Here is a 26,099-nt window from a genome sequence, read left to right as displayed (position 1 = left end):
GGCAACCCGTCGTCCCAGGAGGTCTCATGAGCACCAGAAGAAGCAGGCAGGCCCTCGCGGGCCTGGCCGGTGTCGCCCTGGCGTTAACCGCACTGCCGGCCACGGCGGTCCAGGCGGCCGACCGGGCCCCGTCCGGCTCCGGCTCCGCCCCCGTCTCCGCGACCGAGAAGATCCAGGACCGGCTGGCCCGGGACACCGCGGCTTCGCTCGGCGATGCCCGGTGGAGTGCGCAGCTGCGTACCGCAGCCCTGGGATCCGCCGCGGTCGATCTGCTCGCGCTGAGCGACCGGTCCGGCGCTCCGGCGGGCAGGCGCCTGGAGGCGGCCGCCGCGGAAGCCAACCGGGACCTGGCCGCGGCCAAGGGCCTGGGAGCCGGCAGCGGCTCGCTGCTCCGTGTCGGACTCGCCGATCCGTCGATGCGTACCGCCCTGGCGAAGGGCGTGAAGCCGCTGGTGGCTGCCGCCGTGTCGGACGACCGGCGGAATTCCGTCACCGCCTACGACGGCGCGGGCCGGACCTACCGTCTCAGCGCGGACAAGGTCCCGGACCGGCCGGTGTACCTCATCGACGTCGACACCTCCAAGGCTCTCGCCGCCGGTCTGGACGTTCTCGACCGGGAACTGGCGAAGCTGGGTGTGGGCGCGGCAGGCTCGCCGAAGGCCGCCGGACCGAGGAGGTCGTCGGCGTCCACCGGCGGAATGTGGACGACGAAGATCACGTCCATCCGTCTGAACGACGACCAGGAGCCCTGGATAAAGGGCGGGGCGGAGATCTACGCCCTCGTCACCGGCTGGGGCCAGGACGGCGTCGCGCGCGTGGACACGGTGCAGATGCCGTACCTCGACGACGACGGCCGGACGTACTACCCGAACCAGGTCCTGGTGAACTGGTTCAACTACAAGTACAACCTCGCCGACGTGGTCCTGATGGAGGACGACGGCGACACGAACTACAAGGAGCTGGCCCGCGCCATCGCAGCGATCCTGCTGACCGTCACCGACCAGGGTGCCTATACGCCCCTGGTGGATGCGGTGCTCGCGGCCATTCCCGACTCCTGGTACACGGACGACCCGGACTATGTGGACTCCTGGTACACGCTCTCCCGGCAGGAGCAAGGGAGTCGCACGGGTGCCGCGGCCAACGGCTGGATGACCGTCGAGCCGTACTGGGTCCAGCAGTTCTGACAACGGCAGCGCCGGCCCCGTGGTGGCCGGCGCTGTCGTGGCCGGATGCCTGAGGCCACCCCGCCGGGTGGCCGACGGTGTCCGGGCCTGTCCTTCGGGACCGGACCCTTGGAGGTCTTTCGTCCGGCGGCGTGCATCGCCAGGCGGAGGTAAGGAGAGCCCACGCGGTGGGGGCACCTCCCAGCGGTGGCCGGGGGACGTCGGCGACCGACGACAACGCAGCGAGGTGCGCCGCCGGGGCACACGAGTCCGGCAGGATCCGAACGAGAGGCCCTGGTGTTCTGAGTCAGGCTTTCGTCGGCAGTTCTCCGTCCGTGAATTCCGACTCGGGGCACTAGTTCACGACGTGGCCCGACGGGCGGTCCGCCTCCGCCGGTGCGGCGGGCAGTTCGCCGACGGGACGGCGCCAGCCGTGCACGCCGCGCGCGCGGAGCCAGGCCGTGGTCTCCTGCGGGGGCATCGCGGCGGCGACCAGCCAGCCCTGGACCGCGTCGCAGCCCAGGTCGCGCAGACGCTCCCAGGTCTCGTCGTCCTCGACGCCCTCCGCGACCACGAGCAGGCCGAGCGAGTGCGCGAGATCGATCGTGCAGCGCACGATCTCCGCGTCCTCCGTGTCGACCGCCAGCCTGGCCACGAACGACCGGTCGATCTTCAGCTCGCTCACGGGCAGCTTGCGCAGATGGACAAGGGACGAGTACCCCGTGCCGAAGTCGTCGAGCGACATCTTCACCCCGTGGGCCGTCAGCCCGGCCAGGGTGTCCGCTGCGCGCTGGGGGTCCTCCAGCAGCACATGTTCGGTTATCTCCAGCTGGAGCGCCCACGCCGGGACCCCGTGGCGGGCCAGCCGGGCCGCGACCGCGCCCGCGAAACCCGGGGTGTGGACGTCGCGCGGCGAGACGTTGACGGCGACGGGCACATTCAGTCCCTGTGCCCGCCACTTGGCGACCTGGCCGAGTGCCGTCTCCAGGACGTACTCCGTCAGATGGGGCATCAGCCCGGAGGACTCGGCGATGGCGATGAACTCGTCCGGAGGGACCCGGCCGCGGTCCGGGTGCACCCAGCGCACCAGCGCCTCGAGGCCCGCCACATGGCCGTCGAAGCCGACCTTGGGCTGGTAGTGCAGCTCCACATCGCCCGCGTCGAGCGCCCGCCGCAGATCGCCGAGCAGACCGAGCCGGTCCGGCGTGTTGGAATCCCGTTTGGACTCGTACACCTCGACGCCCGTGCGGTCGCGCTTCGCCTGGTACATCGCCACATCCGCACGCCTGAGGAGCCCTTCGGCGTCCAGGGCGTGGTCGGGGTACACGGCGAGTCCGGCGCTCGCCTCCAGGACGAGCGTGAGCCCGTCGAGGTCGAGCGGTGAGGAGAGCCGGCCGACCAGATGACGGGCGACGCGCTGCGCGCTGGTGGCGGAGTCCGCCGTCGGGAGGAGCACGGCGAACTCGTCGCCGCCGAGGCGGGCCGCCTCGGCGCCGCGCGGCAGGGCGAGCCGGAGCCGTTCCGCTATCTGGAGCAGCAGCCGGTCACCCGCCAGATGGCCGAGGGTGTCGTTGACGGAACGGAATCGGTCGAGGTCGATCAGCACGAGGGCGGAGCGCGCTCCGGCGCCTTCGGCCTCTTCCAGCGCCGCCCAGGTGCGCTCGAGCAGCCACTGACGGTTGGGCAGGCCCGTGAGCGGGTCGCGGAGTTGTTCCTCTGCGCGTGCCCGGGCGATCCACAGGGTCGAGTCGAGGGCGATCAGCGGCACGGCGAAGAGCGGCAGCAGGATCGGCAGAGCGGTCGCCACCACACAGATCAGCGGGGTGATTCCGAGCAGGGCCACGACCACAAGGCCCTGTCGCAGCAGGGCCGAACGGGCGACGGTGGGCAGCCCGCTGCCCTGCGGGGACAGCGCGTACCAGAGCAGCACCCGGGTGACGGCGAGATACGCCGCCGCCGCGAGCCCCAGCTCGGGCACCGCGGCCACGCCCCATTCCAGGGGCTGCCAGGGCTGCTCCACCGTCGGCGCCTGACCGAACGCGGCAAGGGCCAGCGCCGCGGCGCCGACGCCGAGGATGTCCGCCGCCCCGTGCAGCACTCCCTGGCGCCGGCGGTGCCGGCGGGCGGCGCCGACCAGCACCACGACGGCCAGGCTGACGAGCCCGGCGGGCACCCAGCCGTACAGCAGCAGCACGGCAAGGGTGAGCGCGGCACCGGAGCCGGTGCCGCCCCACCAGCGGTCGCGGCCGAGCGCGACCAGATGGCCGACGATGATGCCGGTGAGCACGGCGAGGGACCAGCCCTCTGTGCCGCCGGGGAACAGCGCGTGGCCTTCCCTGACGGCGCTGACGACTCCCGTCGTCAGGACGACGGCGGCAAGCCCCACGATCACGAAGGGCGTCCTGACGGCGAAGCCCGCAATGCCACGCGGCCGTGGGACCGGGGCGGCGCTCTCGGTCGGTTCCATTCCCGTCCCTCTCACAGCCGGCGGTGCCGATGCCACGCGATGGCTCCCATGTCATGCCACCACGACCGGAGCCTCTCCACGCAGCCGTGCACGACAGGCGCACAACTCAACAGTAGGCCGCGGATGGCTCTGACGGGCAGCGCTCTACAGCTCTTGCCCGATTGCGACCCGGCCACCCTTAAGCATCTGATATGCGCCGAACGGGTGACCTGCGCGCGGGACTTCGGACCGAGCGGTGACCGCTACTGCGCGGCCGGAACCGCTGCTTCCCGGGCTGCTTCGGGCCCCTGTTCGAGCAGCACCGCGAAGCCGTCCTCGTCGAGCACGGGCACCTTCAGCTGCATCGCCTTGTCGTATTTCGAGCCGGGGTTGTCACCCACCACGACGAACGCGGTCTTCTTGGAAACGGAACCGGTCACTTTCGCACCAAGGCTCTGGAGCGCTTCCTTTGCGCCATCCCGGGTGTGGTTCTGCAGAGTTCCGGTGACGACGACGGTGAGGCCTTCGAGCGGCCGTGGCCCCTCGTCCTCACCTGCGCCCTCTTCCTCCATCCGGACGCCCGCGGCCCGCCACTTGCGCAGGATCTCGCGGTGCCAGTCCTCCTCGAACCACTGCTTGAGAGACGCGGCGATGGTCGGCCCCACGCCGTCGACGGCCGCCAGCTCTTCCTCGGTCGCCTGTTCGATCCGCTCGATGGAACGGAATTCGCGGGCGAGGGCCTCGGCAGCCACCGGTCCGACATGGCGGATGGACAGGCCGGTGATGATCCGGGCCAGCGGGCGCTGCTTCGCCGCCGCGATGTTCTCCAGCATGGCCAGCGTGTTCTTCTTCGGCTCACCCTGCTGGTTGGCGAAGACCGTGACGATCTTCTCTTCCCCGGTCCTGGGGTCACGCTTGGGCAGTCCGCTGTCCTGGTCGAGCACATACGCCTTGATGGGCAGCAGTTGCCCGACGGTCAGGTCGAACAGATCCCCCTCGTCCGCCAGCGGCGGATCGGCCGGCTCGAGGGGCTTGGTCAGCGCCGCGGCGGCGACGTAGCCGAACGCCTCGATGTCCAGGCACTTGCGGCCCGCGAGATAGAAGAGACGTTCACGCAACTGGGCCGGGCAGGAGCGGGCGTTGGGGCAGCGGAGGTCGATGTCCCCCTCCTTCATGGGCCGCAGAGCCGTGCCGCACTCGGGGCACTCGGACGGCATCACGAACTCCTGCTCCGTGCCGTCCCGCAGATCGACGACGGGCCCCAGGATCTCCGGGATGACATCGCCCGCCTTCCGCAGGACGACGGTGTCGCCGATGAGGACTCCCTTGGCCTTCACCACTTCCTGGTTGTGCAGCGTGGCGAACTCGACCTCGGAGCCCGCCACCGTGACCGGCTCCACCTGGGCGTACGGAGTGACCCGCCCCGTACGGCCCACGCCCACGCGGATGTTGACCAGTTTGGTGTTGACCTCCTCCGGGGCGTACTTCCATGCGATGGCCCAGCGGGGCGCCCGTGAGGTCGAGCCGAGCCGGCCCTGGAGCGGGATCTCGTCCACCTTGACGACGACCCCGTCGATCTCGTGCTCCACGGAGTGGCGGTGCTCGCCGTAGTAGGAGATGAACTCGCGTACGCCGTCGAGCGAGTCCACCACCTTGTAGTGCCTGGCGGTCGGCAGGCCCCACTCGTGCAGCAGCTCGTACGCCTCCGAGAGGCGGCTGATCTCCAGGCCCTCGCGCGCGCCGATGCCGTGCACCACCATGTGCAGCGGAAGCCTCGCGGTGACCTTGGGATCCTTCTGGCGCAGCGAACCCGAGGCGGAGTTGCGGGGATTGGCGTACGGCTGCTCCCCCGCGGCGACACGCCGGGCGTTGAGCTCCTCGAACGCCTCCATCGGGAAGTAGACCTCGCCGCGGACCTCGACGAGATCCGGGACGCGGTCGCCCTTGAGCCGCTCCGGGATGTCGGCGATCGTCCGCACATTCGGCGTGATGTCCTCGCCGGTGCGGCCGTCGCCGCGGGTGGCGGCCCGGGTGAGCCGGCCCTTCTCGTACGTCAGGTTGACCGCGAGGCCGTCGACCTTCAGCTCGCACAGGAAGTGGTACTCCGACGTGCCGACCTCCTTGGCGACCCGGTCGGCCCAGGCCGCCAGCTCCGCCTCGTCGAAGGCGTTGTCGAGCGAGAGCATCCGCTCGCGGTGCTGGACCTTGGCGAGCTCCGTCTCGTACGCCCCGGCGACCTTCTGGGTCGGCGAGTCGGGCGTGCGCAGTTCCGGATACTCCTCCTCCAGCGCCTCGAGCGACCGCAGCAGTTGGTCGAACTCCGCGTCACTGATGACCGGCTGGTCCTTCACGTAGTACCGGAAGCGGTGCTCCTCGATCTGCTCGGCCAGCCGGGCGTGGTTCTCCCGTGCCTCCGCGGGCACCGTTCCCTGCTGTTCGACAGCCACCGTTACGTCCTCCCGTTACCTCAGCCCCGAGCCCGTCACTCAGGGTTGTCCGCGAGCGATCTCGCAGCCCGGACGCAGTGCGCGAGGGCCGCCCGCGCATAGGCGGGCGAAGCGCCCGCCAGCCCGCACGCGGGAGTGACGACCACGGACTCCTGGAGAGTCCCCGGATTCAGCCCCAGCCTGCGCCACAGCGTCCTGACACCCATGACGCTACCGGCAGGGTCGGACAATGGACCGTCCGTGGAGGCCACGACTCCCGCGAAGAGCTTCGTACCGCCCTCGACGGCCTCGCCGATCGCCTCCTCGTCACGCTCGGTGAGAAGACCGAAATCGAACGAGACGCCCGCGGCGCCCGCCCTGCGCAGCAGCGCGAACGGCACGTCCGGTGCGCACGAGTGCACCACCACCGGCCCGTCCGCGACGAGCGTCACGTCCCGCAACGCGCTCTCGACGATCTGCCGGTCCACCGCCCGGTGCGTCCGGTACCCGCTGGCGGACCTGATCTGTCCGCGCAGAACGGCCGTGAGGGACGGCTCGTCGAGCTGGAGCACCACACGGGCCCCGGGGACACGCCGCCGTACCTCGGCGAGATGGCCGCGCAGCCCCTCGGTCAGCGAGGCCGTGAGGTCCCGGCAGGCGCCGGGGTCCCCCAGGGCGGCCTCGCCGTTCCTGAGCTCCAGGGCCGCCGCGAGCGTCCACGGTCCGACGGCCTGGACCTTCAGCGGCCCCTCGTAGCCCTGGGTGAACTCCTCCAGCGCGTCCAGGTCCTCGCCGAGCCAGGACCGCGCGCGCCGGGTGTCCCGGCCCGGCCGGTCGCTGACGCGCCAGCCGCTGGGCTCGACGTGCGCGTACATCTCGACGAGCAGGCCGATGGTCCGCCCGATCATGTCGGCGCCGGGACCCCGGGCGGGCAGCTCGGGCAGATACGGGAAGTCCTCGAAGGAACCGGTGACGGTCCTGGCGGCCTCGCGCGCGTCGCCGCCGGGCATGGAGCCGACGCCGGTCGCGGGTGCCCAGACAAAGGTGTCGTCGTTCATCGTCCCGGCCGTACCGTCAGATCGTTGATCTCGGCGTCGCGCGGCAGATCGAGGGCCATGAGGATCGTGGTGGCGACCGAGTCGGGGTCGATCCACTCCGACGGGTCGTACTCCTTGCCCTCCTGGGAGTGCACCTTGGCCTGCATCGGGCTGGCGGTGCGCCCCGGATAGACGGAGGTGACCCGGATGCCGTTGGCCTTCTCCTCCTGGCGCAGGGAGTCGGCGAGCGCCTTGAGGCCGTGCTTGGACGCTGCGTACGCGCTCCACTCCGCGTGGGCATTGAGGCCGGCGCCGGAGTTGACGAACAGCACCTGGCCCCGGGAGGCGCGGAGTTGGGGCAGGAGCAGCCGGGTCAGCTCGGCCGGGGAGACCAGATTGGCATTGAGCTGCTGGTGCCACGTCCTGGCCCGCAACTCGGCCACGGGGCCGAGATCGACGACGCCCGCGACATGGAGCAGCGAGTCCAGGTGGTCCGGCATCGGCTGGTGCGAGAAGGCCCAGGAGATGCGGTCCGGGTCGGCGAGGTCGGCGACGAGGGTGCGGGCACCGGGGTACCGGGCCGCGAGCTCCTTGGCGCGTCCGGCGTCGCGCGCGAGCAGCACGAGGTCGTCGCCGCGCTCGTGCAGCCGGCGCGCGACAGCCGCGCCGATGCCGGAGCCGGCCCCGGTGATCAGATGTGTAGCCATGCGAGCCATGCTCGCATCACTGCACGCCTGCGCTCTCCTCGAGGTAGGCCAGCGCCCCCACGGCGTCCTCTGCGAAGAAGACCAGGTCGGTGAGAGGAACGGGAAGGAAGCCTTCGTCCTCCATGCGGCGGAACTGCTGCTTCAGCCCGTCGTAGAACCCCGCGGTGTTGAGCAGCACCACCGGCTTCGTGGTCCTGCCGTGCTTCTTCAGCTCCAGGATCTCCGTGGCCTCGTCCAGGGTGCCCGTGCCGCCGACCATGATCACGACCGCGTCGGACCTGGCCAGCAGCAGGGCCTTGCGCTCCGCCAGGTCACGGGCGACAACCATCTCGTCGGCGCCGGGCCTGGCCTTGTGCTGCAGGAACTCCACCGACACCCCTATGAGACGACCGCCCGCCTCCTGCACGCCGTCCGCGACGACCTTCATCAGGCCGACGTCGGAACCTCCCCAGACGAGGGTGTGGCCACCCGTGCCGAGCAGCTCGGCGAATTCGCGGGCGGGGCGGGTGTAGCGCTCGTCGAGGTCGGCGGCGGAGAGGAAGACGCAGATGTTCATGCGGTCACCGTACGGGCCACCGCCGGCACTCGGCCCATGCGGCCGGGGCGCCGAAGGGATCCCGGGGACGTCCCGTCCGGTGCCGACGGGTGACAGAGGCGGCGCCGGTCCGTACGGCACGGCGCTCGCTCGGCAGGAGCGCGTCAGGCGACCGCGGTCGCCCTGCGCGTCGTGGCCGCGATCGTCGCGGAGCCGACCACGCGCGTGCCGTCGTACAGCACGATCGCCTGGCCGGGGGCCACACCCCGCACAGGCTCGGTGAACGTCACCCGCAGCTCGCCGTCCACCAGCTCGGCCGAGGCCTCCGTCTCGCCGCCGTGGGCGCGAAGCTGGGCCGTGTACGTGCCCGGGCCCTCGGGAGGCGCCCCGCACCAGCGGGGCTTGATCGCGGTGAGCGCGCCGACCCCGAGCGCCTCGGCCGGTCCCACCGTCACGGTGTTGTCGACGGGCGAGATGTCGAGGACGTACCTCGGCTTGCCGTCAGGGGCGGGGTGGCCGATGCGCAGACCCTTGCGCTGGCCGATGGTGAAGCCGTACGCACCGTCGTGGGTGCCCACCTTGGTGCCGGACTCGTCGACGATGTCGCCCTCCGCCTTTCCGAGGCGGGAGGCGAGGAAGCCCTGGGTGTCGCCGTCGGCGATGAAGCAGATGTCGTGGCTGTCGGGCTTCTTCGCGACGGCCAGGCCGCGGCGCTCGGCCTCTGCGCGGATCTCGTCCTTGGTGGTGAGTGTGTCGCCGAGCGGGAACATCGCGTGCGCGAGCTGCTTCTCGTCGAGCACACCGAGGACGTACGACTGGTCCTTGGCCATGTCGCTCGCCCGGTGCAGCTCCCGCGTGCCGTCCTCACCCACGACCACCGTCGCGTAGTGGCCGGTGCACACGGCGTCGAAGCCCAGGGCCAGCGCCTTGTCCAGCAGGGCCGCGAACTTGATCTTCTCGTTGCAGCGCAGACAGGGGTTCGGGGTGCGGCCCGCCTCGTACTCCGCGACGAAGTCCTCGACCACGTCCTCGCGGAAGCGCTCGGCGAGGTCCCAGACGTAGAAGGGGATGCCGATGACATCGGCGGCGCGGCGGGCGTCGCGCGAGTCCTCGATGGTGCAGCAGCCCCGTGCGCCGGTGCGGAAGGACTGCGGGTTCGCGGAGAGCGCCAGGTGCACCCCGGTGACGTCGTGGCCGGCCTCGGCGGCACGGGCGGCGGCGACGGCGGAGTCCACACCGCCGGACATGGCGGCGAGCACACGGAGGGGGCGCTGGGGTGTCTGAGTCATAGCCCTACCAGAGTAAGGGGCCGCGGGAACCGGAAGCTCGCGGATAGACGTTCGGGAGGTGACGAGGGTCCGGGAGGACCCGGCAAGGGGTGGCATGGGTACGGGGAAGGCGCGGACCGGCATCGGCCGGCGGGCTGTGCTGATCGGCGGCGGAGCGTCGCTCGTCGGGGCGGCCGTGGCGGCGCAGGACGAACTGAAGCGCCTGTGGTGGCGGCTGCCGGGCATGGAGAAGAAGCGCGTGGAGGGCGAGCTGGACCATGCGGGCGCGCGGTGGACGGCCGCTGCGGCGGCGAACTGGCGGCGGGCGGACCGTCCCGACGACTACACGATCGACCGGGTCGTGATCCATGTCGTGCAGGGCAGCTTCCTGACCGCCCTGAAGGTCTTCAGGAACCCGGGGCACCGCGCGGCGGCGCATTACGTGGTGGGCAAGGACGGGCGGATCGCCCAGATGATCCGCGAGCTCGATGTCGCCTACCACGCGGGCAACAGGGACATGAACGAGCGAAGCGTCGGCATCGAGCACGAGGGCTTCGTCGACCGTCGGCGGGACTTCACGGACGCGATGTACGCGGCGTCGGCGCGGCTGACGGCCGGGATATGCAAGCGCTACGCAATCCCGGTCGACCGCGAGCACATCCTCGGCCATGTCGAGGTGCCGGGCACCGACCACACCGACCCCGGCCCGTACTGGGACTGGGACCGGTACATCAAGCTGGTGCGGCGGGCCATGACGGCCCCGGCGCCCACCTCGGGGGACACGCCTTAGCTGAGTCCCGCCGTGCGGGCCCGCTCGACGGCCGGGCCGATGGCCTTCGCGACGGCCTCCACGTCCTCCTCGGTGGAGGTGTGGCCGAGGCTGAAGCGGAGCGTGCCGCGGGCCAGGTCCGGGTCTGCGCCCGTGGCGAGCAGGACATGGCTGGGCTGGGCGATGCCGGCCGTGCACGCGGAGCCGGTGGAGCACTCGATGCCCTGGGCGTCGAGAAGCAGCAGCAGGGAGTCGCCCTCGCAGCCGGGGAAGGTGAAGTGGGCATTGGCCGGGAGCCGGTTGCCGGGATCACCGCCGAGGGCAGCGTCCGGTACGGCCGTCCTTACGGCCTCGACCAGGTTGTCGCGAAGGGCGCCGATCTCGCGGGCGAAGTCGTCGCGCCGCTCGGCGGCCAGCCGGCCGGCGACGGCGAAGGCGGCGACGGCGGGCACGTCCAGGGTGCCGGAGCGTACGTGGCGTTCCTGGCCGCCGCCGTGCAGAACGGGCACCGGGGTGTACTCCCGGCCGAGGACCAGCGCGCCGATGCCGTACGGCCCACCGATCTTGTGGCCGCTGACGGTCATCGCGGCGAGGCCGGAGGCCCCGAAGTCGACATCGAGCTGCCCGAAGGCCTGAACGGCGTCGGAGTGCAGCGGAATACCGAACTCCGCTGCCGTTTCCGCGAGTTCACGGACCGGCATGACGGTGCCGATCTCGTTGTTGGCCCACATCACGGTGGCGAACGCCACGTCGTCGGGGTCGCGCTCGATGGCCTCGCGCAGCACCTCGGGGTGCACGCGACCGTGCCGGTCGACGGGGAGGTACTCGACGTTCGCGCCCTCGTGTTCACCGAGCCAGTGCACGGCGTCGAGAACGGCGTGGTGCTCCACGGGAGTGGCCAGGACCCGGGTGCGGCGCGGGTCGGCGCCCCGCCTGGACCAGTAGAGGCCCTTCACCGCCAGGTTGTCGGCTTCGGTGCCGCCGGAGGTGAGGACGACCTCGCTGGGCCGTGCCCCGAGTGCCTCTGCGAGCGTCTCGCGGGCCTCTTCGACGGTACGGCGGGCCCGGCGGCCCGCGGCGTGCAACGACGAGGCGTTGCCGGTGACGGCGAGCTGGGCGGTCATCGCCTCGATCGCCTCCGGAAGCATCGGAGTGGTCGCGGCGTGGTCGAGGTATGCCATGGTGACCCCGATTCTACGAGCGCGGCGGGGTCCGCTTGCGCCGCCGGGTACCCGGCACCTCCACCGCCGGGGGAGCGGCGGTGGAGGCGTGCATGTCACCGGCGTCCGGGTCGGCCGGTTCCTGGGCCGGCTTCCGGTGCGCGCGACCGGGAGGTCAGCCGCCCAGGGTCCAGGTGAATGTGCCGTTGACGCTGACGAGCACCGCGAGGACGGCGAGATCGGCCACGCCGAGCGCGAGACCCAGCAGGGCCCGGAAGCGGCGGGTGGTGCCGCGCCACAGGGCCAGGACGGCGAGTACGACCGCACTCGGGCCGAGGACGACGTTCATCACGAGCAGCCCGATCAGGCCGATCACGAACGAGGCGACGGCCATGCCGTCGGCGTCGCGCGTGCCGCTGAACCTGCGGGCGGTCGGGGTGAGTTCCATGGTCCGGCTCCTCGGGGTCAGTGGGTCCTGCGGTGCCCGTGGCGCTCACGCACGGCGAACACGATCAGCCAGACCCCGATCAGGGCGGCGGCCACGGCGGACACAGGCACGGGGATCTGAGCCACGGCGCCCAGAAGGACTCCCAGAAGCAGGAGTGCGGCGACGAGGGCGATCATCATCGACCTTTCTTCGGAGGAGAGGTTCAATTACAACTGTTCACTGACTACCCAGTCTAGTCTTCCCTGAATCGGAGAACGGTTGTTTACTGAATGGCATGAGTCACACCGTCGGCATCCGCCAGGCCCAGAAGCTGAAGACCCGTCAGGCACTCCTGGACGCGGCCCTGCGACTGCTGGAGGGCCAGAGCCTGAGCAGCCTCGGACTCCGTGAGGTGACGCGGGCCGTCGGGGTGGCACCGGCCGCGTTCTACCGGCACTTCGCGGATCTCGCCGAGCTCGGCGTCGCGCTGGTCGAGGAAACGCTGGGCAGCCTGCACGGGCTGATCGGAGAACTGCTCGCGGAAACGGGCGACGCCGAAGTACGGATCGAACGCACCGTGGATCTCATCGCGCGTCATGTCCGGGAACAGCCGGCCCACTTCCGTTTCATCGCCCGTGAGCGGCACGGTGGTGTCGGACCTGTCCGCGCGGCCATCGCGGCTCAACTGCAGCGGTTCACCGCGGAGGTCGCCGGGGCGCTCGCCCGGGAGCCGGGGTCCGAGGGCTGGAGCGAGACCGATCTGCGGATGCTGGCGGGCATGTATGTCGACCACATGGTGATCACGTCGTCGGCGTTTCTGGAGGCCCAGGAGATCGCAGAGGCCGGTGGGTCCGGTCCGGACGAGGCGGACGTCGCACGCACCGCCCGCCACCGTATGCGCCTCGTCGCATTGGGCCGCCGTCACTGGCTGGACGGCCGCACCACGGACGGCCGCACCACGGACGGGCGAGCAACGGGCGGACGAGCAACGGGCGGACGCACCACGGAGACGGACGACCCAGCTCCCCGCGGACGCCGGGACTAGGGCCTCCCGTTCGGGTCCTGCCGGGCTCGCGTGCCTGGCGCCGCAGTTCACCGCGTTGCCGTCGCCCGGCGTCGGGATCCGCGCGCCGGGTCCCCGGAGCCGCCTCGACCAGGTGGTGCCGATCGGCGACGCCGACCTGGCCGGCGTGGGGCGAGCGTGGCACGCCGGCGCCGGCACTCCGGCGGACCGACACTCCTCACGCACCCGAACCGGTGCCGGTCCGCACCTGCGCGGATGCACCGCGCCCCGCCGCACGGCGGGACCACGCGGGACACGGCTCGGGGTGGCTCAGAGGCAGCGGGCCGTGGGCCCGGCATCCCGACGGGCCTGTCCGGACGGGGCAGGCCGCGGTGGCCGCACCGGCGCGCGGAGCCCGGCACCTCCGCGGAGACCCCGGCATGCGCGAACGGGCTCCGTGCCTGCCGCGTCGGCGACAGGCCCGGAGCCCGTGAGCGGTGACTGCCGTGGCCGGCGAGCGCCCACCCGCCGCGCTACTGCGGTGCCTTCGCCAGCTGACGGGACTGGGCGACCAGGCGGTCCGCACTGTCCCAGACCTCGGCGTCCTCCTCCAGGAAGCCACCGGCGAGATTGCGGGTGGTGATGGCGACCCGCAGCGGCCCGGGCGCCGGACGGCACCGGACGTGCGTGGTGAGCTCGACGGTCGGGGTCCAGCCCTTGAGCCCCAGCTCGAACGAGGTCGGCGGGAGCGCGTCGACCGTCAGCAGAAGGGACAGCGGATCCGCGTCGCGGCCGTCGGCCAGCCCGAACCAGCCGCGCATCTCACCGTTGCCGGAGGGAGCGCCGACGGCCCAGCCCACGGTGGCGGGATCGAGCTTGATGTGCAGCCGCTCGGTGATCGCGGAGGAACCGGGGATGGCCGGCGTGGGCCCGTCCGCCGGGCCGAGGCAGTGCTCGTACGGCGGGATGGCCGGCGGCTTCGCGGTCGTACGGACATCGTCCGACAGCCCGTCCAGGTCGCCGTAGGTGGCGAGAACACGGATGCGCTCCACCTCGGTGCCGTCCTCCGCGTACTGGAAGAGGGATGCCTGACCGGTGGAGAGGGTGCGTCCGGTACGGATCGTCTCGGTGCGGATCACCGCGGGGCCGGGCGCGGACGGGCTGAGGTAGTGCGCCGAGACGCTGAACGGATCCGGGTGCGGCAGTGCGTCGCCGAGCGCACGGCCGAGCATCGCCAGCAGATAGCCGCCGTTGACGGCGCGGATGATCGTCCAGCCCGCGGAGAGCTCCGCGTCATAGACGCCCGGAACATCCGGGTCTCGCAGGGTGACAGCGGTGTCGCGGTCGAACTCGCTGTTCCCGATGGTTGCCTGTGCCACCTGGGTCATGCCAGAACCGTACATCAGAAAACTACTAAGCGGTAGCTTTGCCCAGGCTCTCGTCCGCGGGCTCGGTTGCGGCAGACCGCCGGTTCCACGCACGCGGTGCCCGCCAGTGGAACCGCATGGCGAACAGACGCAGGACGAAGGCGGTCACCACGGCGAGTCCGCTGGTCACGGCGTTCAGCGCGTCGAACTGGATGCAGATCACCACCATCGTGGCCCCCACTATCGCGGGGACGGCGTACAGGTCCCGGTCCCAGCGCAGCAGCGAGGGCACCTCATTGGCGAGGACGTCGCGCAGCACACCGCCACCGACGGCGGTGGCGAGTCCGAGCACGGCCGACGAGGTCAGACCGAGGCCGTACTCGTACGCCTTCGTCGTTCCGGTGACGCAGAACAGACCGAGCCCTGCGGCGTCGAAGATGTTGACCGAGCCCTGGATGCGTTCGACCTCGGGATGCAGGAAGAAGACGAGGGCGGCCGCGACGAGCGGCATCAGGAAGTATCCGAGATCGGTGAACGCGGAAGGCGGCACCGCACCGATCACCAGATCCCGGAAGAGGCCGCCGCCGAGCGCGGTGACCTCGGCGAGGACGGCGATGCCGAAGACGTCGAAGTTCTTGCGTACGGCGAGGAGAGCCCCGGAGATCGCGAAGACGAAGATCCCGGCGAGGTCGAGCGCATGCTGAACGGAGGGCGTGAAGAGTTCGTGGAGCACCGCCCAATTGTGCCGTCCGGGCTTCGCGTCCCGGCCCACCCGGGGGTCCCGCGAGTGCACCGTGCGCGTGAATGCGCGCGAATGCGCGCCGGGGGGCGCGCTCCGGGATCGTGTTCCGAACGCCGGAGCGTGATGTGCGGCGGTCGCCATGGTCCCACGCCGGCCGGGACACGAGCCCGGAACGCCCCGACGGAAACGGCCCGGCACAGGCGGGGGCCGGGCGGTCCGGGTCCCGGCCGTGCGGCCGGGACCCGGTGAGTGTCAGCCCTTCGGCCGGGCGGGCGCTTCCTCGGCCTCGTCGGCCCCGTCGCCCTCCGGGGCGTTCTCGGCGTCCTCGGCGTCCGCAGCCTCTTCGGCCACCTTGGGCGCCTCGGCCTCTGCGGCGTCCTTGGCCTCCGCGGCTTCCGCGGCCTCGTCGGCAGCATCGACATCGGTCTGGTCGCCGGAGGCTTCCACGACATCGGACACCACGTCAGGCTTCACGTCGGCCGCCGGGGCAGCGTCCGAAGCCTCTGCCTCGTCCGATGCAGATGCCGAAGCCGATGCCGATGCCGATGCCGACTCCGGTGCCGCTGCCTTCCGGGGTGCCGGCACCCGCGTGGAGTCGGTGACCGGAATCGCGTCCGGGTCCACGTCCTCCACGCCTTCCCGCACCGCCGGGACGACCTCTCCCGACGTCCGCCGGATCTCGCCGGACGCGATCTCGGCCGCGAAGTGGCACGCCACCTTGTGACCGGACCCCAGGTCCTTCAGCTCGGGCCGGTCCGTCGCGCAGAGCGTGTCCTGCTTCCAGGGGCAGCGCGTGTGGAAACGGCAGCCCGCGGGCGGGTTCGCCGGGGACGGAAGGTCCCCACGCAGCAGAATGCGCTCACGGTGGTCCTCGACCTCGGGGTCGGGAACCGGTACCGCGGACATCAGGGCCTTGGTGTACGGGTGCTTCGGCTCGGCGTACAGCGCGTCGCTCGGAGCCTCCTCCACCAGGGAGCCGAGGTACATGACCCCGATGACGTCCGAGATGTGCCGGACGACCGCGAGGTCGTGCGCGATGACCAGATACGTCAGGCCCATCGACTCCTGGAGTTCCTCCAGCAGATTGATGACCTGGGCCTGGATCGACACGTCCAGCGCCGAGACCGGCTCGTCGCAGATGATCACGTCCGGCTCCAGCACGAGCGCCCGCGCGATGCCGATGCGCTGGCGCTGTCCGCCGGAGAACTCGTGCGGGTAGCGGGAGAGGGCGTTGGTCGGCAGTCCGACCTTGGCCAGGATCTCCCTGATCTTCTCCCGGCGCTCGTCCTGGTTGGCCCCGATCCCGTGCGCGGCCATGCCCTCGGACAGGATCGACTCGATGTTCTGCCGCGGGTTGAGACTGCCCAGCGGGTCCTGGAAGACCATCTGGAGCCGCCGCCGGAAGCTGCGCATCTCCTTCTCCGGGAGCTTCGCCAGATCCGTGCCGTCGAGGACGACCTCGCCGTCCGTGATCTCGACGAGCCGCAGGACCGCCCGCCCCAGCGTCGTCTTGCCGCAGCCCGACTCGCCGACCAGGCCGTACGTCTGGCCCGCCTCGACCGAGAGCGAAACCCCGTCGACGGCATAGACGTGGCCGACCGTACGGTCGAAGAGGATGCCCTTCTTGACGGGGAAGTGGACCTTCACTCCGTCGAGTTCGAGCAGGCTCATGCCGGGACCTCCGTCTTGGGCAGGACCGGGTTGACGCAGCGGGCCTGGTGTCCGGCCTCGCGTGGTTCGGTCAGTTCGGGCGTGCCGGTCAGGCAGTCCATCTCGTAGCGGTCGCAGCGCGGCGCGAAGGCGCAGCCCTCGGCCCAGGCGATCTGGTCGTTGATGGACCCGCGGATGGGGTTGAGCGGCTCGCCGCGCGGCGCGTCGAGCCGCGGGATGGAGCCGAGCAGTCCGTGCGTGTACGGATGCGTCGGATGCGCGAACAGCTCGCGCCGGCCCGACGATTCGACGACCTTGCCCGCGTACAGCACATTGACCTGGTCGCACAGCCCCGCGACGACACCCAGGTCATGGGTGATCATCAGCAGCGCGGTGCCTTCCTGGTCCACGAGCTCCTTGAGCAGCTCCAGGATCTGCGCCTGGATGGTGACGTCGAGCGCGGTGGTCGGCTCGTCGGCGATGAGCAGCCGCGGCGCGCAGGCCACCGCCATCGCGATGAGGGCGCGCTGCCGCATTCCGCCCGAGAGCTGGTGCGGATACTCCTTGAGCCGCCGGGTCGGGTCCGGAATGCCGACGCGGTCGAGCAGGTGCGCGGCCTCCTTGCGGGCCGCCTCCCCCTTCAAGCCCCGGTGGCGCTGGAGGATCTCGGTGATCTGCACGCCGATCGGGATGACCGGGTTCAGCGACGACAGTGGGTCCTGGAAGATCATCGCGAGCTTGCTGCCGCGCAGATCACGGATCTTCGAGGGGCTCATCGACAGCAGGTCACTGCCGTCGAACTCCGCGCGCCCGCCGAGGGTGACGCCCTTGCGGGGCAGCAGGCCCATCAGCGCGAGCGAGGTGACGGACTTGCCGCAGCCCGATTCGCCCACCAGGCCGACGACCTGGCCCTGGTCGACGGAGAAGGAGACTCCGTTGACGGCCCTCACGTCCTTGCGGCCGCGTCCGCCGAAGGTGACGGTGAGTTCGTCCACATTGAGCAGTGGCATGACATCAACCTCGCAGCTTCGGGTCGAGGGCTTCGCGCATGGCCTCGCCGAGCAAGGTGAAGCCGAGGGCGGTGATGATGATGCCGACCGCCGAGTACATGGACATCATCGGCGCGTTGTCGAAGAAGCGCTGGGCCTGGGAGAGCATCACGCCCCACTCCGGGACGGACGGGTCGGGGTTGCCGAGACCCAGATAGGACAGTGCGGCGGCCTCGATGATGGCGGTGGCGAGGCTGAGTGTCGCCTGGACGATCACCGGGCTCAGCGAGTTGGGCATGATCTGCGTCAGGACGATCCGCCGCTTGCGTATGCCGAGGGCGCGCGCGGCGAGGACATAGTCGCTGCCGCCCTGCGCGAGCATCGAACCCCGCAGCAGCCGGGCGAAGATGGGCACCTGGACCACACCGACGGCGATCATCACGGTCGTCAGCGACTGTCCCATCACCGCGGCGATGGAGACGGCCAGCAGGAGGGAGGGCAGCGCCAGCATGATGTCGGTGATACGCATGACGACGTCGTCGATGCGCTGTCCCGTGCGCCCGCCGAGCGTGGCCGCCGCTCCGGACAGCGCGCCGATCACCGCGCCCGCGATCAGGCCGATGAGCATGGAGACCACACCGACCAGCAGGGTCTGCCGGGCGCCCACGAGCCACCGGGAGTACATGTCGCGGCCCAGGTGGTCCAGGCCGAACCAGTTCTCCCCGCGCGGGCCCACGAACTTGCCCTGGTTGGGGAAGACCTCGCCGCGCCAGGTCTGGGCGGTGGGGCCGTACGGGGCGAGCCACGGGCCGACGATCGCGACCAGCACGAACAGCGCGATGATCACCGCGCCGATGATCGCCGCTTTGCTGCCTCGAAGCCGCCGGAACGCCTCGCGCCACAGGCTCGCGCCGCTGGACGACTCGCTCTTCGCCGTCAGTTCGGCGAGCCGGTCGATCTTCGACGTCTTGGTTGTCTGCAGGCTCATCAGTGCACCCGCACCCTCGGATCAATGACGCTGTACGCAAGGTCGACCAGCAGGTTGACCAGCACGTACACCATCGCGATGAACATGATGAAGCCGACGAGCACCGGATAGTCGCGGGCGTCGATGGCATCACGGATGAAGTCGCCGATACCGCCGAAGGAGAACACCGACTCTGTGAGCACCGCGCCGGACAGCAGGCTGCCGGTGAGCAGGCCGATGGTGGTGACCACGGGCAGCAGCGCGTTGCGCAGGATGTGTCGGCCGCGGACGACGCGCCGCTCCAGGCCCTTGGACTCGGCGGTGCGGATGTAGTCCTCGCCGAGGACCTCCAGCACGCTGGCGCGGGTCATCCGCACGATGACCGCGAGCGGGATCGAGGCGAGCGCGATCGCGGGCAGCACCAGGTGCATGATCGCGTCCCAGGAGGCGTCGAACTCCCCTGTGAGGACACCGTCGAGGACGGCGAAGCCGGTCACGGAGGTCGCGTCGAGGCCGGTGGCCTGACGGCCGAAGCTGGGGAAGATGCCCAGCTCGACGGAGAAGATGCCCTTCAGGAGCAGTGCGAGGAAGAAGACCGGGATACAGATCCCGATCAGCGACCCGGAGACCGAGGCCACGTCCAGCCAGCCGCCGCGCCTACGGGCGGCGAGATAGCCGAGCGGGATGCCGACCACGACGGCGATCACCATGGCGGCGACGCTGAGTTCCACGGTGGCCGGGAAACGCAGCACGAACTCGTCCCACACCGGCTGTCCGGTCTGTGTCGAGGTGCCGAGGTCCAGTTCGAAGAGCCGCTTGAGGAAGCGGCCGTACTGGACGTAGAGCGGCTGGTCGAGTCCCAGCGCCCGGTTGATGCGTGCCACTTCGGCTTCGGTCGCCCGCTCTCCCAGGATCGCTGAGGCGGGTCCGCCGGGCAGCCGGTTCAGCCAGAGGAACAGCAGAACCGACAGGCCGAGCAGGGTGGGTATCAGCTGGAGCAGTCGTCGTACGACGAGTCGCAACACCCCGCATGCCCCTTTCTTACGTGTTTCGTACGAGTGAACGGGAAGTGGATGCGGGTCCGCCCGGCCAACGGTGTTCCGTGGCCGGGCGGACCCCCATGCGGTGTGCTACTTGAAGGAGACCTCGGCGAAGTTCTCCTGCGTCAGCGGGGAGACCTTCGGCGGGTTGACGTTCTTGCCGAACGCGATGGCCGGCGGCGAGGAGGACAGCGGCACGCCCGGCAGGTACTCCATGATGGCCTCGTTGGCCTTCTTGTAGAGGTCCGTGCGCTTGGCCGGGTCGGCCTCGACGGAGCCGGCCTTCACCGCGGCGAAGACCTTGTCGTCCTTGAAGCCCCACTGCTTGTCGTAGCCGGCGAACCAGGTGCCGATGAAGTTGTAGCCGTCGTTGAAGTCACCGGTCCAGCCCAGCATGTGCAGGGCGCAGGAGCCGGCCTCGGTGGCGTCCAGGTAGTCCGGGGCCCACTTCATGGGCTTCGGGGTGACCTTGATGCCGGCCTTCTCCAGGTCGGCCTTGATCAGCTCGAAGATGTCCTGCGGGGCAGGCATGTAGGGGCGGGTGACCTCGGTCGGGTAGCAGAACTCGACCGACAGCTTGTCCTCCTTCGCGGAGGCCAGCAGCGACTTCGCCTTGGCCGTGTCGAAGGGGTACTTCTTCACGTTCTCCGAGTAGCCGAGGATCGTGTCGGGCATGAACTGCGTCGCGACCTTGCCGCCCTCGGGCAGCTGGGTCTTGACGAGGTTCTCGCGGTCGATGGCGTGCGCGATGGCCTGGCGGACGGCGGGCTTCTTCAGCGCCGGGTTCTTCTCCTGGGACATACCGAGGTAGAAGAGGTTGAAGACGTCACGGGTCGGCACCTTGAAGCCGGCGCTCTCGAGCGTCTTGATGTCGGCGGGCGCGACCAGGTCGTAACCGTCGATGTCACCGGCCTGCAGGGCCTGACGCCGGGTGTCCTCGGTGTCGATCGTGCGGAAGACGAGGTTCTTCACCTTCGCCTTGTCGCCCCAGTAGTCGTCGAAGCGCTCGAGGGAGACTTCCTTGTTGCCCTTGTTCCACTTCGCGATCTTGTACGGGCCGGTGCCGGCGACCGTGCCGGCCTCCTGGCTGTACTTGGGGTACGTGATGGCGTCGCCCTTGGCGCTCGCCTCCTGCTTCTCGTACTCCTTGAGCGCCTTCGGCGAGTGAATGGCGAGGGCCTGGAGCGAGAAGCCGCCGGGCAGGTTGGCCGAGGGCTCGTTGACCTCGATGACCGCCGTGTTCTCGTCCTTCGCGGTGCAGGACTTGTAGTTCGCCTTCGGCGTCTCCTTGTCCTCGTTCTTCGCGAAGCCGCCCATGATCGTCTGCCAGTAGTACGAGACCGCGCTCGACTGGTACGTGCCCGTCCAGTTGAACCAGTGGTCGTAGTTGGCGCAGACCGCCTTGGCGTTGAACGCCTCGCCGTCGTGGAACTTGACGCCCTTGCGCAGGTTGAACGTCCAGACCGTACCGGCGGGGTTGCTCGACCACTTCTCGGCGAGGCCGCCGACGAGCTTGCTGCCCCCCGACTCGTGCTCGAGCAGCGCCTCGAAGGCCTGACGGGTGACGCGGAAGGTCTCGCCGTCGCTCGCGAGGGCCGGGTCGAGAGACCCCGGGTCGCCGGGCGCACCGAAGACAAAGGTGTCCTCCGCACCCTTGTCGCCGTCCTTGCCCCGTTCACTCGAGCAGCCGGTGGCGATGAGGCCGACCGCAAGGACCGCCGTTATCGCCCGAGCGGCTCGGGACTTGAATATTCGCATGGGTCCACCCCTGGGTCGCCATGTGTGGTCTTGACCGGCCGAACACTACTCACGAGCGTCAGACCAGTGAACAGTCCGCATAGCGGTGATACCGACCTGAGACCCGGACACTTGCCAAAACGGGCGGATGCGGGACATCGCAGCGCTTCGGTTAACTTGCGGGACACAAAGCGCTGTTGAAAGCGGGCCGGTGAAAGGGGCCGCGCGCGGCTCTCAGCGGTGCTGCGCGGTGGGGGTGCCGCCGGCGAAACCGGAGGGCGGGTATCCGTATCCCGGCTGCTGGGCCGGCGAGCCGTGCGCCTCGCGGTCGTAGAACGGGCGGGCGTTGGCCCGCAGCCACATCGTCACCGGGTCGTACTCGTCGGACATGGCGACGGTCGAGACGGGAAGGCCGTCCGGGACGGCGGCGATCGACTGCTGCATCATCGCGCGGACGGTGTCGACGGACTGCTGGCCCGTGTCGTACAGATCCAGGCCGATCGCGAGATACGGGGCGCCGAGCGCGGGCTGCACCCAGGCCCTGCGCAGCGAGCGGACGGCGGGGGTGCGGTGGGCGTTCTGCGTGAGCAGGGCGTAGAACTGGGGGATCTCGATGGCGGGCTCGCTCAGCCGCAGCGGTCCTGCGGGCATCCGGTCGAGTCCGGTGGCGATCCGGCGCAGATCGGGCCAGGGGATGCCCACACCGCCGCCCGGGGCGTGCGGGTTGAGCCAGATGCCGTAGCGGTCGGGGAAGAGGGCGCGGGCGATATCGGTGGCGGTGACGACTTCGTGCGCGCGGTTCCAGCCGCATGCGGCGAGCTCCTGGGCCGAGGTGACACAGGGGGCGTAGCTCTGGCCGTCGACCTCCATGTTTCCGTACTGCGCGTCCGGGGAGCCGGACCTGCCGTGCCAGAGCAGCATCCAGATCCGGCCGGCCGACGGGTCGGCGAGTGCGTGCAGCAGGGCCTCGTACGCGTCGTAGCGTCCGGGCGTCACCTGGCGCAGCATGTGCTCGACCTGCCCGGTCGCCGCGGTGCCTGACGCACTCACTCTGGGTCCCGCCCCTCTTCGATTCGCCATGGTGTGTGCAGCCGCACCGGCGCAAGTGCGGCGCACGTCATCAAACCAGCTTATGCGGCCGTACTGACACCGACTTGACGACTATGCGTGCGACTGCGGGTGCTGCCTCGTGTAGAAGGGCCGGACGCGGTTCAGCATCCAGTCGCCGACAGGGTCCTGGGCGATGTCCAGAAGGACCAGGTTGACCGGCCACTTCACGGCGACCCGGCCGAGCGCGCGGCCCAGGGCGTCCATGGGCGCGGTGCGGTGGTGACCCTCCCAGGTGGAGAGCTGCACTCCGACGAACAGAGTCGGCGCCTCTCCCTCGACGCTCGCGAGAACCCGGCGGGCCGTCTGCACGACACCGGTCTCCTCGAACTCTCCGGCCGCCGCGGCGAGGAAGTCGATCGGCTCCTCCTGCCAGTCCGGCTCGAACAGCCGCACCCGGCCCCCGCTGGCGGGCCCCTCCAGCGGAGTCCGCCCGGCCCGGCACAGCTCGGCGACCGCGAGCGGCGGCAACGGTACGCCGACCGCTCCGCCGGGGTTCACGGCGATACCGAGCTGCGGCGGCAGTCCCCGCGCGAACTCGACCGCGGGGGCGACGGTGCCCGGCATCCGGTCCCCCACGCACTGCAGGAACTGCTGCTGGGAGCTGTAGACCGGCACATACGGGGCGCCGTCGATCTCGAGCGTCGGCAGATCGAGGCTCGGGCTGTCAGGGCCGCCGCCGTTGGGCAGCGGCACCCAGACATGGCTGCGTCCGAGCACCTCGACGAGCCGGCCCCCCGCGCCGGGGCTGCCGACGGACGCGCTCAGCACCTCTTCGAGCTCGTTGGCGGGCCATGTCGTATCCACTGCGTCCCCTGCTTCCCCGTCCGGCCCGTACCGGGCCGCGATGTCCTGCGCTCAGCAGGGTAACCGCTGCGGCGTGCCGTACGACGGCCCGGACGGGGTGCCGTACGACGGCTCACACCTCGGCGGTGAAGCCGATCCGCGTCAGCGCCGTCGCCGCGTCGCGGTCCAGCAGGGTCGCCGTGCTGCAGCCCCGCGGGAGGCGGCCCCCCTCCGCGTCCCGGACGAGGCGGGAGACCGCGCGGCGGTGCCGGCCGAAGGCGTAGGGGGAGACGCCCCGGCCGCGCTCGCGCTGGCCCGCGCGGGCGACGGCCGGGGTGACGTCCAGCAGGAGCAGATGAAGGGACCTGCCGCGTCGGCGTGCCTCCCGGGCCAGCCAGCGGCGCACCCAGGACTGGGTGCCGCAGTCGTGGACGACCACGCTCGCGCCGGAGCGCAGTGCTCGCCACATCCCGGCGTAGTGGGCGAGGCGGACCAGTGGGCGGTAGGAGGCGTACGGCAGCAGCCGGGGCATCCGCGCGTCCCAGCGGTCGCGGGTGTTCTGGGAGTCGATCCCGCCGCCGTCCGCGGCGCGCCGGATCAGGGTGGACTTGCCGCTGCCGGGCAGCCCGGAGATCACGACCACGTCCCCCTCGGCGAACTCCAGGCTCCGCGGGCCGTGACCGACACGGTCCCGCAGGTCGCGCACCACGGGCGCGGACACCGGCGCGGACGCGGGCGCGGACAGGCCAAGCAGCCGGCGCGCCGGCCCGGCCTGCCCGGCGGGTACGCCCGCTGTCGTCGTCATATAGGCACCTGACCGCTGCAACGTCATTGCTCTCCCCCTTGTCGGGTCACCGGGACCCTGCCCAGGAAGCTTAAAGAAAAGGTAATGACCTACAAGTGATTTGCTGATCGTGGCGCCCGTGCAATGATGTCCGCGCCAACTGCATACCGGCCGCTTGAATCCGCGCGGGAGAGTCCTGGCCACTGTGTGTGCCGGGCGCCGAAGGAGCAAGTCCCTCCCTTGAATCTCTCAGGCCCCGTACCGCGAGGATGAGGCAGATCTGAAAAGCGGGCCGCTCTTGCGGCTCCACCCAAGGTGCAAATCATGCCCTTTGCGTACGTCATGTACGTGTGGTCATGATGAACCTCTCAGGTTTCGATGACAGATGGGGAGGATCGTCCTCGCCAGTCATGCCCTGGGAGTCCTATCCATGAGCACCACCCCCCGTCTCACCGCCCTCGATGCCCTGCATCGCTCGCTGGGCGCGACCATGACCGACTTCGCCGGCTGGGACATGCCGCTGCGGTACGCGAGTGAGCGCGACGAGCACACCGCCGTACGCACCAAGGCCGGACTCTTCGACCTTTCCCACATGGGTGAGATCACTGTCACCGGGCCCGACGCCGCCGCCCTTCTGGACTACGCGCTGGTCGGCAACATCGGCGGGGTCGCCGTCGGCCGGGCCCGCTACACGATGATCTGCCAGGAGGACGGCGGAATCCTCGACGACCTGATCGTCTACCGTCTCGGCGACACCGAGTACATGGTCGTCGCCAACGCCTCGAACGCACAGATCGTCCTGGACGCCCTGACCGAGCGCGCGTCCGCCCGAGGCGGGTTCGACGCGACCGTGCGCGACGACCGCGACGCCTATGCGCTGATCGCCGTCCAGGGCCCCGAGTCCCCCGGCATCCTGAAGTCCCTCACGGACGCCGATCTGGACGGCCTCAAGTACTACGCGGGTCTGCCCGGCACCGTCGCCGGCGTCCCCGCGCTGATCGCCCGCACCGGCTACACCGGCGAGGACGGCTTCGAGCTCTTCGTCGAGCCGCAGCACGCCGAGAAGCTGTGGCAGGCGCTGACCGAGGCGGGCGAGCCCGCCGGCCTGGTCCCCTGCGGCCTGTCCTGCCGCGACACGCTGCGCCTGGAGGCCGGCATGCCGCTGTACGGGCATGAGCTGACCACCTCGCTGACCCCGTTCGACGCGGGTCTGGGCCGGGTCGTGAAGTTCGAGAAGGAGGGCGACTTCGTGGGCCGCGAGTCCCTCGAGGCGGCCGCCGAGCGCGCCGCGACCAGTCCCCCGCGCAAGCTGGTCGGCCTGATCGCCGAGGGCCGCCGGGTGCCCCGCGCCGGAATGCAGGTGGTCGCGGGCGGTCAGGTGATCGGCGAGGTCACCTCGGGTGCCCCGTCGCCGACCCTGGGCAAGCCTATCGCCATCGCCTACGTGGACGCGGCGCACGCCGCGCCGGGCGGCGAGGGCGTCGGTGTCGACATCCGCGGTACTCATGAGCCGTACGAGGTCGTTGCGCTTCCCTTCTACAAGCGCCAGAAGTAGACCCTCCCCCTCCCCGTCAGCAGCAGTCCACCGCGTACAGGAGAATTCAGGCCATGAGCAACCCCCAGCAGCTGCGTTACAGCAAGGAGCACGAGTGGCTGTCGGCCGCCGAGGACGGCGTGTCGACGGTCGGCATCACGGAGCACGCGGCCAACGCGCTCGGCGATGTCGTGTACGTCCAGCTCCCCGAGGTCGGCGACACGGTGAGCGCGGGCGAGACCTGCGGCGAACTGGAGTCCACCAAGTCGGTCAGTGATCTGTACTCCCCCGTGTCCGGCGAGGTCACCGAGGTCAACGAGGACGTCGTCAACGACCCTTCGCTGGTGAACAGCGCCCCGTTCGAGGGCGGCTGGCTGTTCAAGGTGCGTGTCACGGAGGAGCCGGCCGAGCTGCTCTCCGCCGACGAGTACACCGACTTCGCCGGCTGACCGAAG

General features: G+C 70.5%; 24 protein-coding genes and 1 riboswitch. Of the genes, 5 read left to right on the top strand and 19 right to left on the bottom strand.

The window, feature by feature from the left end:
* Positions 1-26 precede the first annotated feature (26 nt).
* Entirely contained in the window at positions 27-1,184 is a 1,158-nt protein-coding gene (locus tag ACFU5O_RS12205; RefSeq protein ID WP_384239289.1) for a DUF3103 family protein, read from the top strand.
* 334 nt (positions 1,185-1,518) lie between these two features.
* On the opposite strand, the gene ACFU5O_RS12200 is transcribed toward ACFU5O_RS12205, so the two are convergent.
* From ACFU5O_RS12200 to mnmA, 6 genes are all read right to left on the bottom strand, one after another.
* Entirely contained in the window at positions 1,519-3,630 is a 2,112-nt protein-coding gene (locus ACFU5O_RS12200; RefSeq protein ID WP_384239287.1) for a putative bifunctional diguanylate cyclase/phosphodiesterase, read from the bottom strand.
* 242 nt (positions 3,631-3,872) lie between these two features.
* Positions 3,873-6,056, bottom strand: coding sequence for an NAD-dependent DNA ligase LigA (gene ligA / locus ACFU5O_RS12195; protein ID WP_384239286.1), 2,184 nt, complete (start codon positions 6,054-6,056; stop codon positions 3,873-3,875).
* 35 nt (positions 6,057-6,091) lie between these two features.
* Positions 6,092-7,093 carry a methionine synthase gene (locus ACFU5O_RS12190; RefSeq protein WP_384239284.1) on the bottom strand — a complete coding sequence of 334 codons (1,002 nt, stop codon included), beginning with the start codon at positions 7,091-7,093 and terminating at the stop codon, positions 6,092-6,094.
* Positions 7,090-7,779 carry an SDR family oxidoreductase gene (locus ACFU5O_RS12185; protein ID WP_384239282.1) on the bottom strand — a complete coding sequence of 230 codons (690 nt, stop codon included), beginning with the start codon at positions 7,777-7,779 and terminating at the stop codon, positions 7,090-7,092. The genes ACFU5O_RS12190 and ACFU5O_RS12185 overlap by 4 nt, the downstream gene beginning before the upstream one ends.
* 16 nt (positions 7,780-7,795) lie before the next feature.
* Positions 7,796-8,335, bottom strand: a complete 540-nt coding sequence (locus ACFU5O_RS12180; protein WP_384239280.1) for a TIGR00730 family Rossman fold protein — start codon at positions 8,333-8,335, stop codon at positions 7,796-7,798.
* Between the two features lie 143 nt (positions 8,336-8,478).
* The gene (gene mnmA, locus ACFU5O_RS12175) at positions 8,479-9,603 is read right to left on the bottom strand and encodes a tRNA 2-thiouridine(34) synthase MnmA (RefSeq protein WP_384239278.1); all 1,125 of its coding nucleotides are present in this window, start codon (positions 9,601-9,603) and stop codon (positions 8,479-8,481) included.
* Positions 9,604-9,697: 94 nt separating this feature from the next.
* Here mnmA and ACFU5O_RS12170 point away from each other — a divergent pair, with 94 nt between their 5' ends.
* Positions 9,698-10,372, top strand: coding sequence for an N-acetylmuramoyl-L-alanine amidase (locus ACFU5O_RS12170; RefSeq protein WP_384239276.1), 675 nt, complete (start codon positions 9,698-9,700; stop codon positions 10,370-10,372).
* On the opposite strand, the gene ACFU5O_RS12165 is transcribed toward ACFU5O_RS12170, so the two are convergent.
* From ACFU5O_RS12165 to ACFU5O_RS12155, 3 genes are all read right to left on the bottom strand, one after another.
* Complete coding sequence (locus ACFU5O_RS12165) at positions 10,369-11,532, bottom strand: cysteine desulfurase family protein (protein WP_384239274.1); 1,164 nt, start codon at positions 11,530-11,532, stop codon at positions 10,369-10,371. The two genes, ACFU5O_RS12170 and ACFU5O_RS12165, sit on opposite strands and share 4 nt — an antisense overlap.
* A gap of 154 nt (positions 11,533-11,686) precedes the next feature.
* Positions 11,687-11,959, bottom strand: coding sequence for a DUF4190 domain-containing protein (locus tag ACFU5O_RS12160; protein WP_384239273.1), 273 nt, complete (start codon positions 11,957-11,959; stop codon positions 11,687-11,689).
* 17 nt (positions 11,960-11,976) lie between these two features.
* Positions 11,977-12,138, bottom strand: coding sequence for a hypothetical protein (locus tag ACFU5O_RS12155; protein WP_384239700.1), 162 nt, complete (start codon positions 12,136-12,138; stop codon positions 11,977-11,979).
* A gap of 95 nt (positions 12,139-12,233) precedes the next feature.
* On the opposite strand from ACFU5O_RS12155, the gene ACFU5O_RS12150 reads away from it, so the two are divergent.
* Positions 12,234-12,983: a TetR family transcriptional regulator gene (locus tag ACFU5O_RS12150; protein ID WP_384239271.1), complete on the top strand. Its 750-nt coding sequence runs from the start codon at positions 12,234-12,236 to the stop codon at positions 12,981-12,983.
* A gap of 491 nt (positions 12,984-13,474) precedes the next feature.
* On the opposite strand, the gene ACFU5O_RS12145 is transcribed toward ACFU5O_RS12150, so the two are convergent.
* The 10 genes from ACFU5O_RS12145 to ACFU5O_RS12100 form a co-directional block, all read right to left on the bottom strand.
* The gene (locus tag ACFU5O_RS12145; protein ID WP_384239269.1) at positions 13,475-14,344 is read right to left on the bottom strand and encodes a thioesterase family protein; all 870 of its coding nucleotides are present in this window, start codon (positions 14,342-14,344) and stop codon (positions 13,475-13,477) included.
* Positions 14,345-14,354: 10 nt separating this feature from the next.
* Complete coding sequence (locus tag ACFU5O_RS12140; RefSeq protein ID WP_384239268.1) at positions 14,355-15,041, bottom strand: trimeric intracellular cation channel family protein; 687 nt, start codon at positions 15,039-15,041, stop codon at positions 14,355-14,357.
* A gap of 261 nt (positions 15,042-15,302) precedes the next feature.
* On the bottom strand, positions 15,303-16,721 hold the full coding sequence (locus ACFU5O_RS12135; RefSeq protein WP_384239266.1) for an ABC transporter ATP-binding protein: 1,419 nt from the start codon (positions 16,719-16,721) through the stop codon (positions 15,303-15,305).
* Complete coding sequence (locus tag ACFU5O_RS12130; protein ID WP_384239264.1) at positions 16,718-17,710, bottom strand: ABC transporter ATP-binding protein; 993 nt, start codon at positions 17,708-17,710, stop codon at positions 16,718-16,720. The genes ACFU5O_RS12135 and ACFU5O_RS12130 overlap by 4 nt, the downstream gene beginning before the upstream one ends.
* A gap of 4 nt (positions 17,711-17,714) precedes the next feature.
* Positions 17,715-18,677, bottom strand: a complete 963-nt coding sequence (locus ACFU5O_RS12125; protein WP_384239262.1) for an ABC transporter permease — start codon at positions 18,675-18,677, stop codon at positions 17,715-17,717.
* The gene (locus ACFU5O_RS12120; protein ID WP_384239260.1) at positions 18,677-19,681 is read right to left on the bottom strand and encodes an ABC transporter permease; all 1,005 of its coding nucleotides are present in this window, start codon (positions 19,679-19,681) and stop codon (positions 18,677-18,679) included. The genes ACFU5O_RS12125 and ACFU5O_RS12120 overlap by 1 nt, the downstream gene beginning before the upstream one ends.
* 105 nt (positions 19,682-19,786) lie before the next feature.
* On the bottom strand, positions 19,787-21,454 hold the full coding sequence (locus tag ACFU5O_RS12115; protein ID WP_384239258.1) for an ABC transporter substrate-binding protein: 1,668 nt from the start codon (positions 21,452-21,454) through the stop codon (positions 19,787-19,789).
* Positions 21,455-21,667: 213 nt separating this feature from the next.
* A complete protein-coding gene (locus tag ACFU5O_RS12110; protein ID WP_384239256.1) occupies positions 21,668-22,483 on the bottom strand; it encodes an enhanced serine sensitivity protein SseB C-terminal domain-containing protein in 816 nt (271 codons plus the stop codon).
* Between the two features lie 111 nt (positions 22,484-22,594).
* The gene (locus ACFU5O_RS12105) at positions 22,595-23,347 is read right to left on the bottom strand and encodes an enhanced serine sensitivity protein SseB (RefSeq protein WP_384239254.1); all 753 of its coding nucleotides are present in this window, start codon (positions 23,345-23,347) and stop codon (positions 22,595-22,597) included.
* Positions 23,348-23,459: 112 nt separating this feature from the next.
* Positions 23,460-24,158 (bottom strand): AAA family ATPase, encoded by a 699-nt coding sequence (locus tag ACFU5O_RS12100; RefSeq protein ID WP_384239252.1) that lies wholly within the window; start codon positions 24,156-24,158, stop codon positions 23,460-23,462.
* A gap of 128 nt (positions 24,159-24,286) precedes the next feature.
* A riboswitch (glycine riboswitch) is annotated at positions 24,287-24,384 on the top strand.
* Positions 24,385-24,540: 156 nt separating this feature from the next.
* Here ACFU5O_RS12100 and gcvT point away from each other — a divergent pair.
* Both gcvT and gcvH read left to right on the top strand, forming a co-directional pair.
* Positions 24,541-25,665, top strand: a complete 1,125-nt coding sequence (gcvT, locus tag ACFU5O_RS12095) for a glycine cleavage system aminomethyltransferase GcvT (protein ID WP_384239251.1) — start codon at positions 24,541-24,543, stop codon at positions 25,663-25,665.
* Between the two features lie 53 nt (positions 25,666-25,718).
* Positions 25,719-26,093: a glycine cleavage system protein GcvH gene (gcvH, locus tag ACFU5O_RS12090; RefSeq protein WP_384239250.1), complete on the top strand. Its 375-nt coding sequence runs from the start codon at positions 25,719-25,721 to the stop codon at positions 26,091-26,093.
* The last annotated feature ends 6 nt before the right edge of the window (positions 26,094-26,099 follow it).

The sequence above is a fragment of the Streptomyces sp. NPDC057445 genome (assembly GCF_042802855.1).
Taxonomy (GTDB): Bacteria; Actinomycetota; Actinomycetes; order Streptomycetales; family Streptomycetaceae; genus Streptomyces.
The sequence above is the reverse complement of the archived record's forward strand: the minus strand, read 5'-3'. Positions and strand labels throughout refer to the sequence as shown.

Coding starts and splice junctions, on each gene's coding strand:
- ACFU5O_RS12145 (WP_384239269.1), bottom strand. CDS start 14,344: ATGTACGGTTCTGGCATGACCCAGGTGGCACAGGCAACCATCGGGAAC.
- ACFU5O_RS12125 (WP_384239262.1), bottom strand. CDS start 18,677: ATGAGCCTGCAGACAACCAAGACGTCGAAGATCGACCGGCTCGCCGAA.
- gcvH (WP_384239250.1), top strand. CDS start 25,719: ATGAGCAACCCCCAGCAGCTGCGTTACAGCAAGGAGCACGAGTGGCTG.
- ACFU5O_RS12150 (WP_384239271.1), top strand. CDS start 12,234: ATGAGTCACACCGTCGGCATCCGCCAGGCCCAGAAGCTGAAGACCCGT.
- ACFU5O_RS12115 (WP_384239258.1), bottom strand. CDS start 21,454: ATGCGAATATTCAAGTCCCGAGCCGCTCGGGCGATAACGGCGGTCCTT.
- ACFU5O_RS12155 (WP_384239700.1), bottom strand. CDS start 12,138: ATGATGATCGCCCTCGTCGCCGCACTCCTGCTTCTGGGAGTCCTTCTG.
- ACFU5O_RS12165 (WP_384239274.1), bottom strand. CDS start 11,532: ATGGCATACCTCGACCACGCCGCGACCACTCCGATGCTTCCGGAGGCG.
- mnmA (WP_384239278.1), bottom strand. CDS start 9,603: ATGACTCAGACACCCCAGCGCCCCCTCCGTGTGCTCGCCGCCATGTCC.
- ACFU5O_RS12135 (WP_384239266.1), bottom strand. CDS start 16,721: ATGAGCCTGCTCGAACTCGACGGAGTGAAGGTCCACTTCCCCGTCAAG.
- ACFU5O_RS12205 (WP_384239289.1), top strand. CDS start 27: ATGAGCACCAGAAGAAGCAGGCAGGCCCTCGCGGGCCTGGCCGGTGTC.
- ACFU5O_RS12180 (WP_384239280.1), bottom strand. CDS start 8,335: ATGAACATCTGCGTCTTCCTCTCCGCCGCCGACCTCGACGAGCGCTAC.
- ACFU5O_RS12170 (WP_384239276.1), top strand. CDS start 9,698: ATGGGTACGGGGAAGGCGCGGACCGGCATCGGCCGGCGGGCTGTGCTG.
- gcvT (WP_384239251.1), top strand. CDS start 24,541: ATGAGCACCACCCCCCGTCTCACCGCCCTCGATGCCCTGCATCGCTCG.
- ACFU5O_RS12130 (WP_384239264.1), bottom strand. CDS start 17,710: ATGCCACTGCTCAATGTGGACGAACTCACCGTCACCTTCGGCGGACGC.
- ACFU5O_RS12200 (WP_384239287.1), bottom strand. CDS start 3,630: ATGGAACCGACCGAGAGCGCCGCCCCGGTCCCACGGCCGCGTGGCATT.
- ACFU5O_RS12185 (WP_384239282.1), bottom strand. CDS start 7,779: ATGGCTACACATCTGATCACCGGGGCCGGCTCCGGCATCGGCGCGGCT.
- ACFU5O_RS12160 (WP_384239273.1), bottom strand. CDS start 11,959: ATGGAACTCACCCCGACCGCCCGCAGGTTCAGCGGCACGCGCGACGCC.
- ACFU5O_RS12100 (WP_384239252.1), bottom strand. CDS start 24,158: ATGACGTTGCAGCGGTCAGGTGCCTATATGACGACGACAGCGGGCGTA.
- ACFU5O_RS12190 (WP_384239284.1), bottom strand. CDS start 7,093: ATGAACGACGACACCTTTGTCTGGGCACCCGCGACCGGCGTCGGCTCC.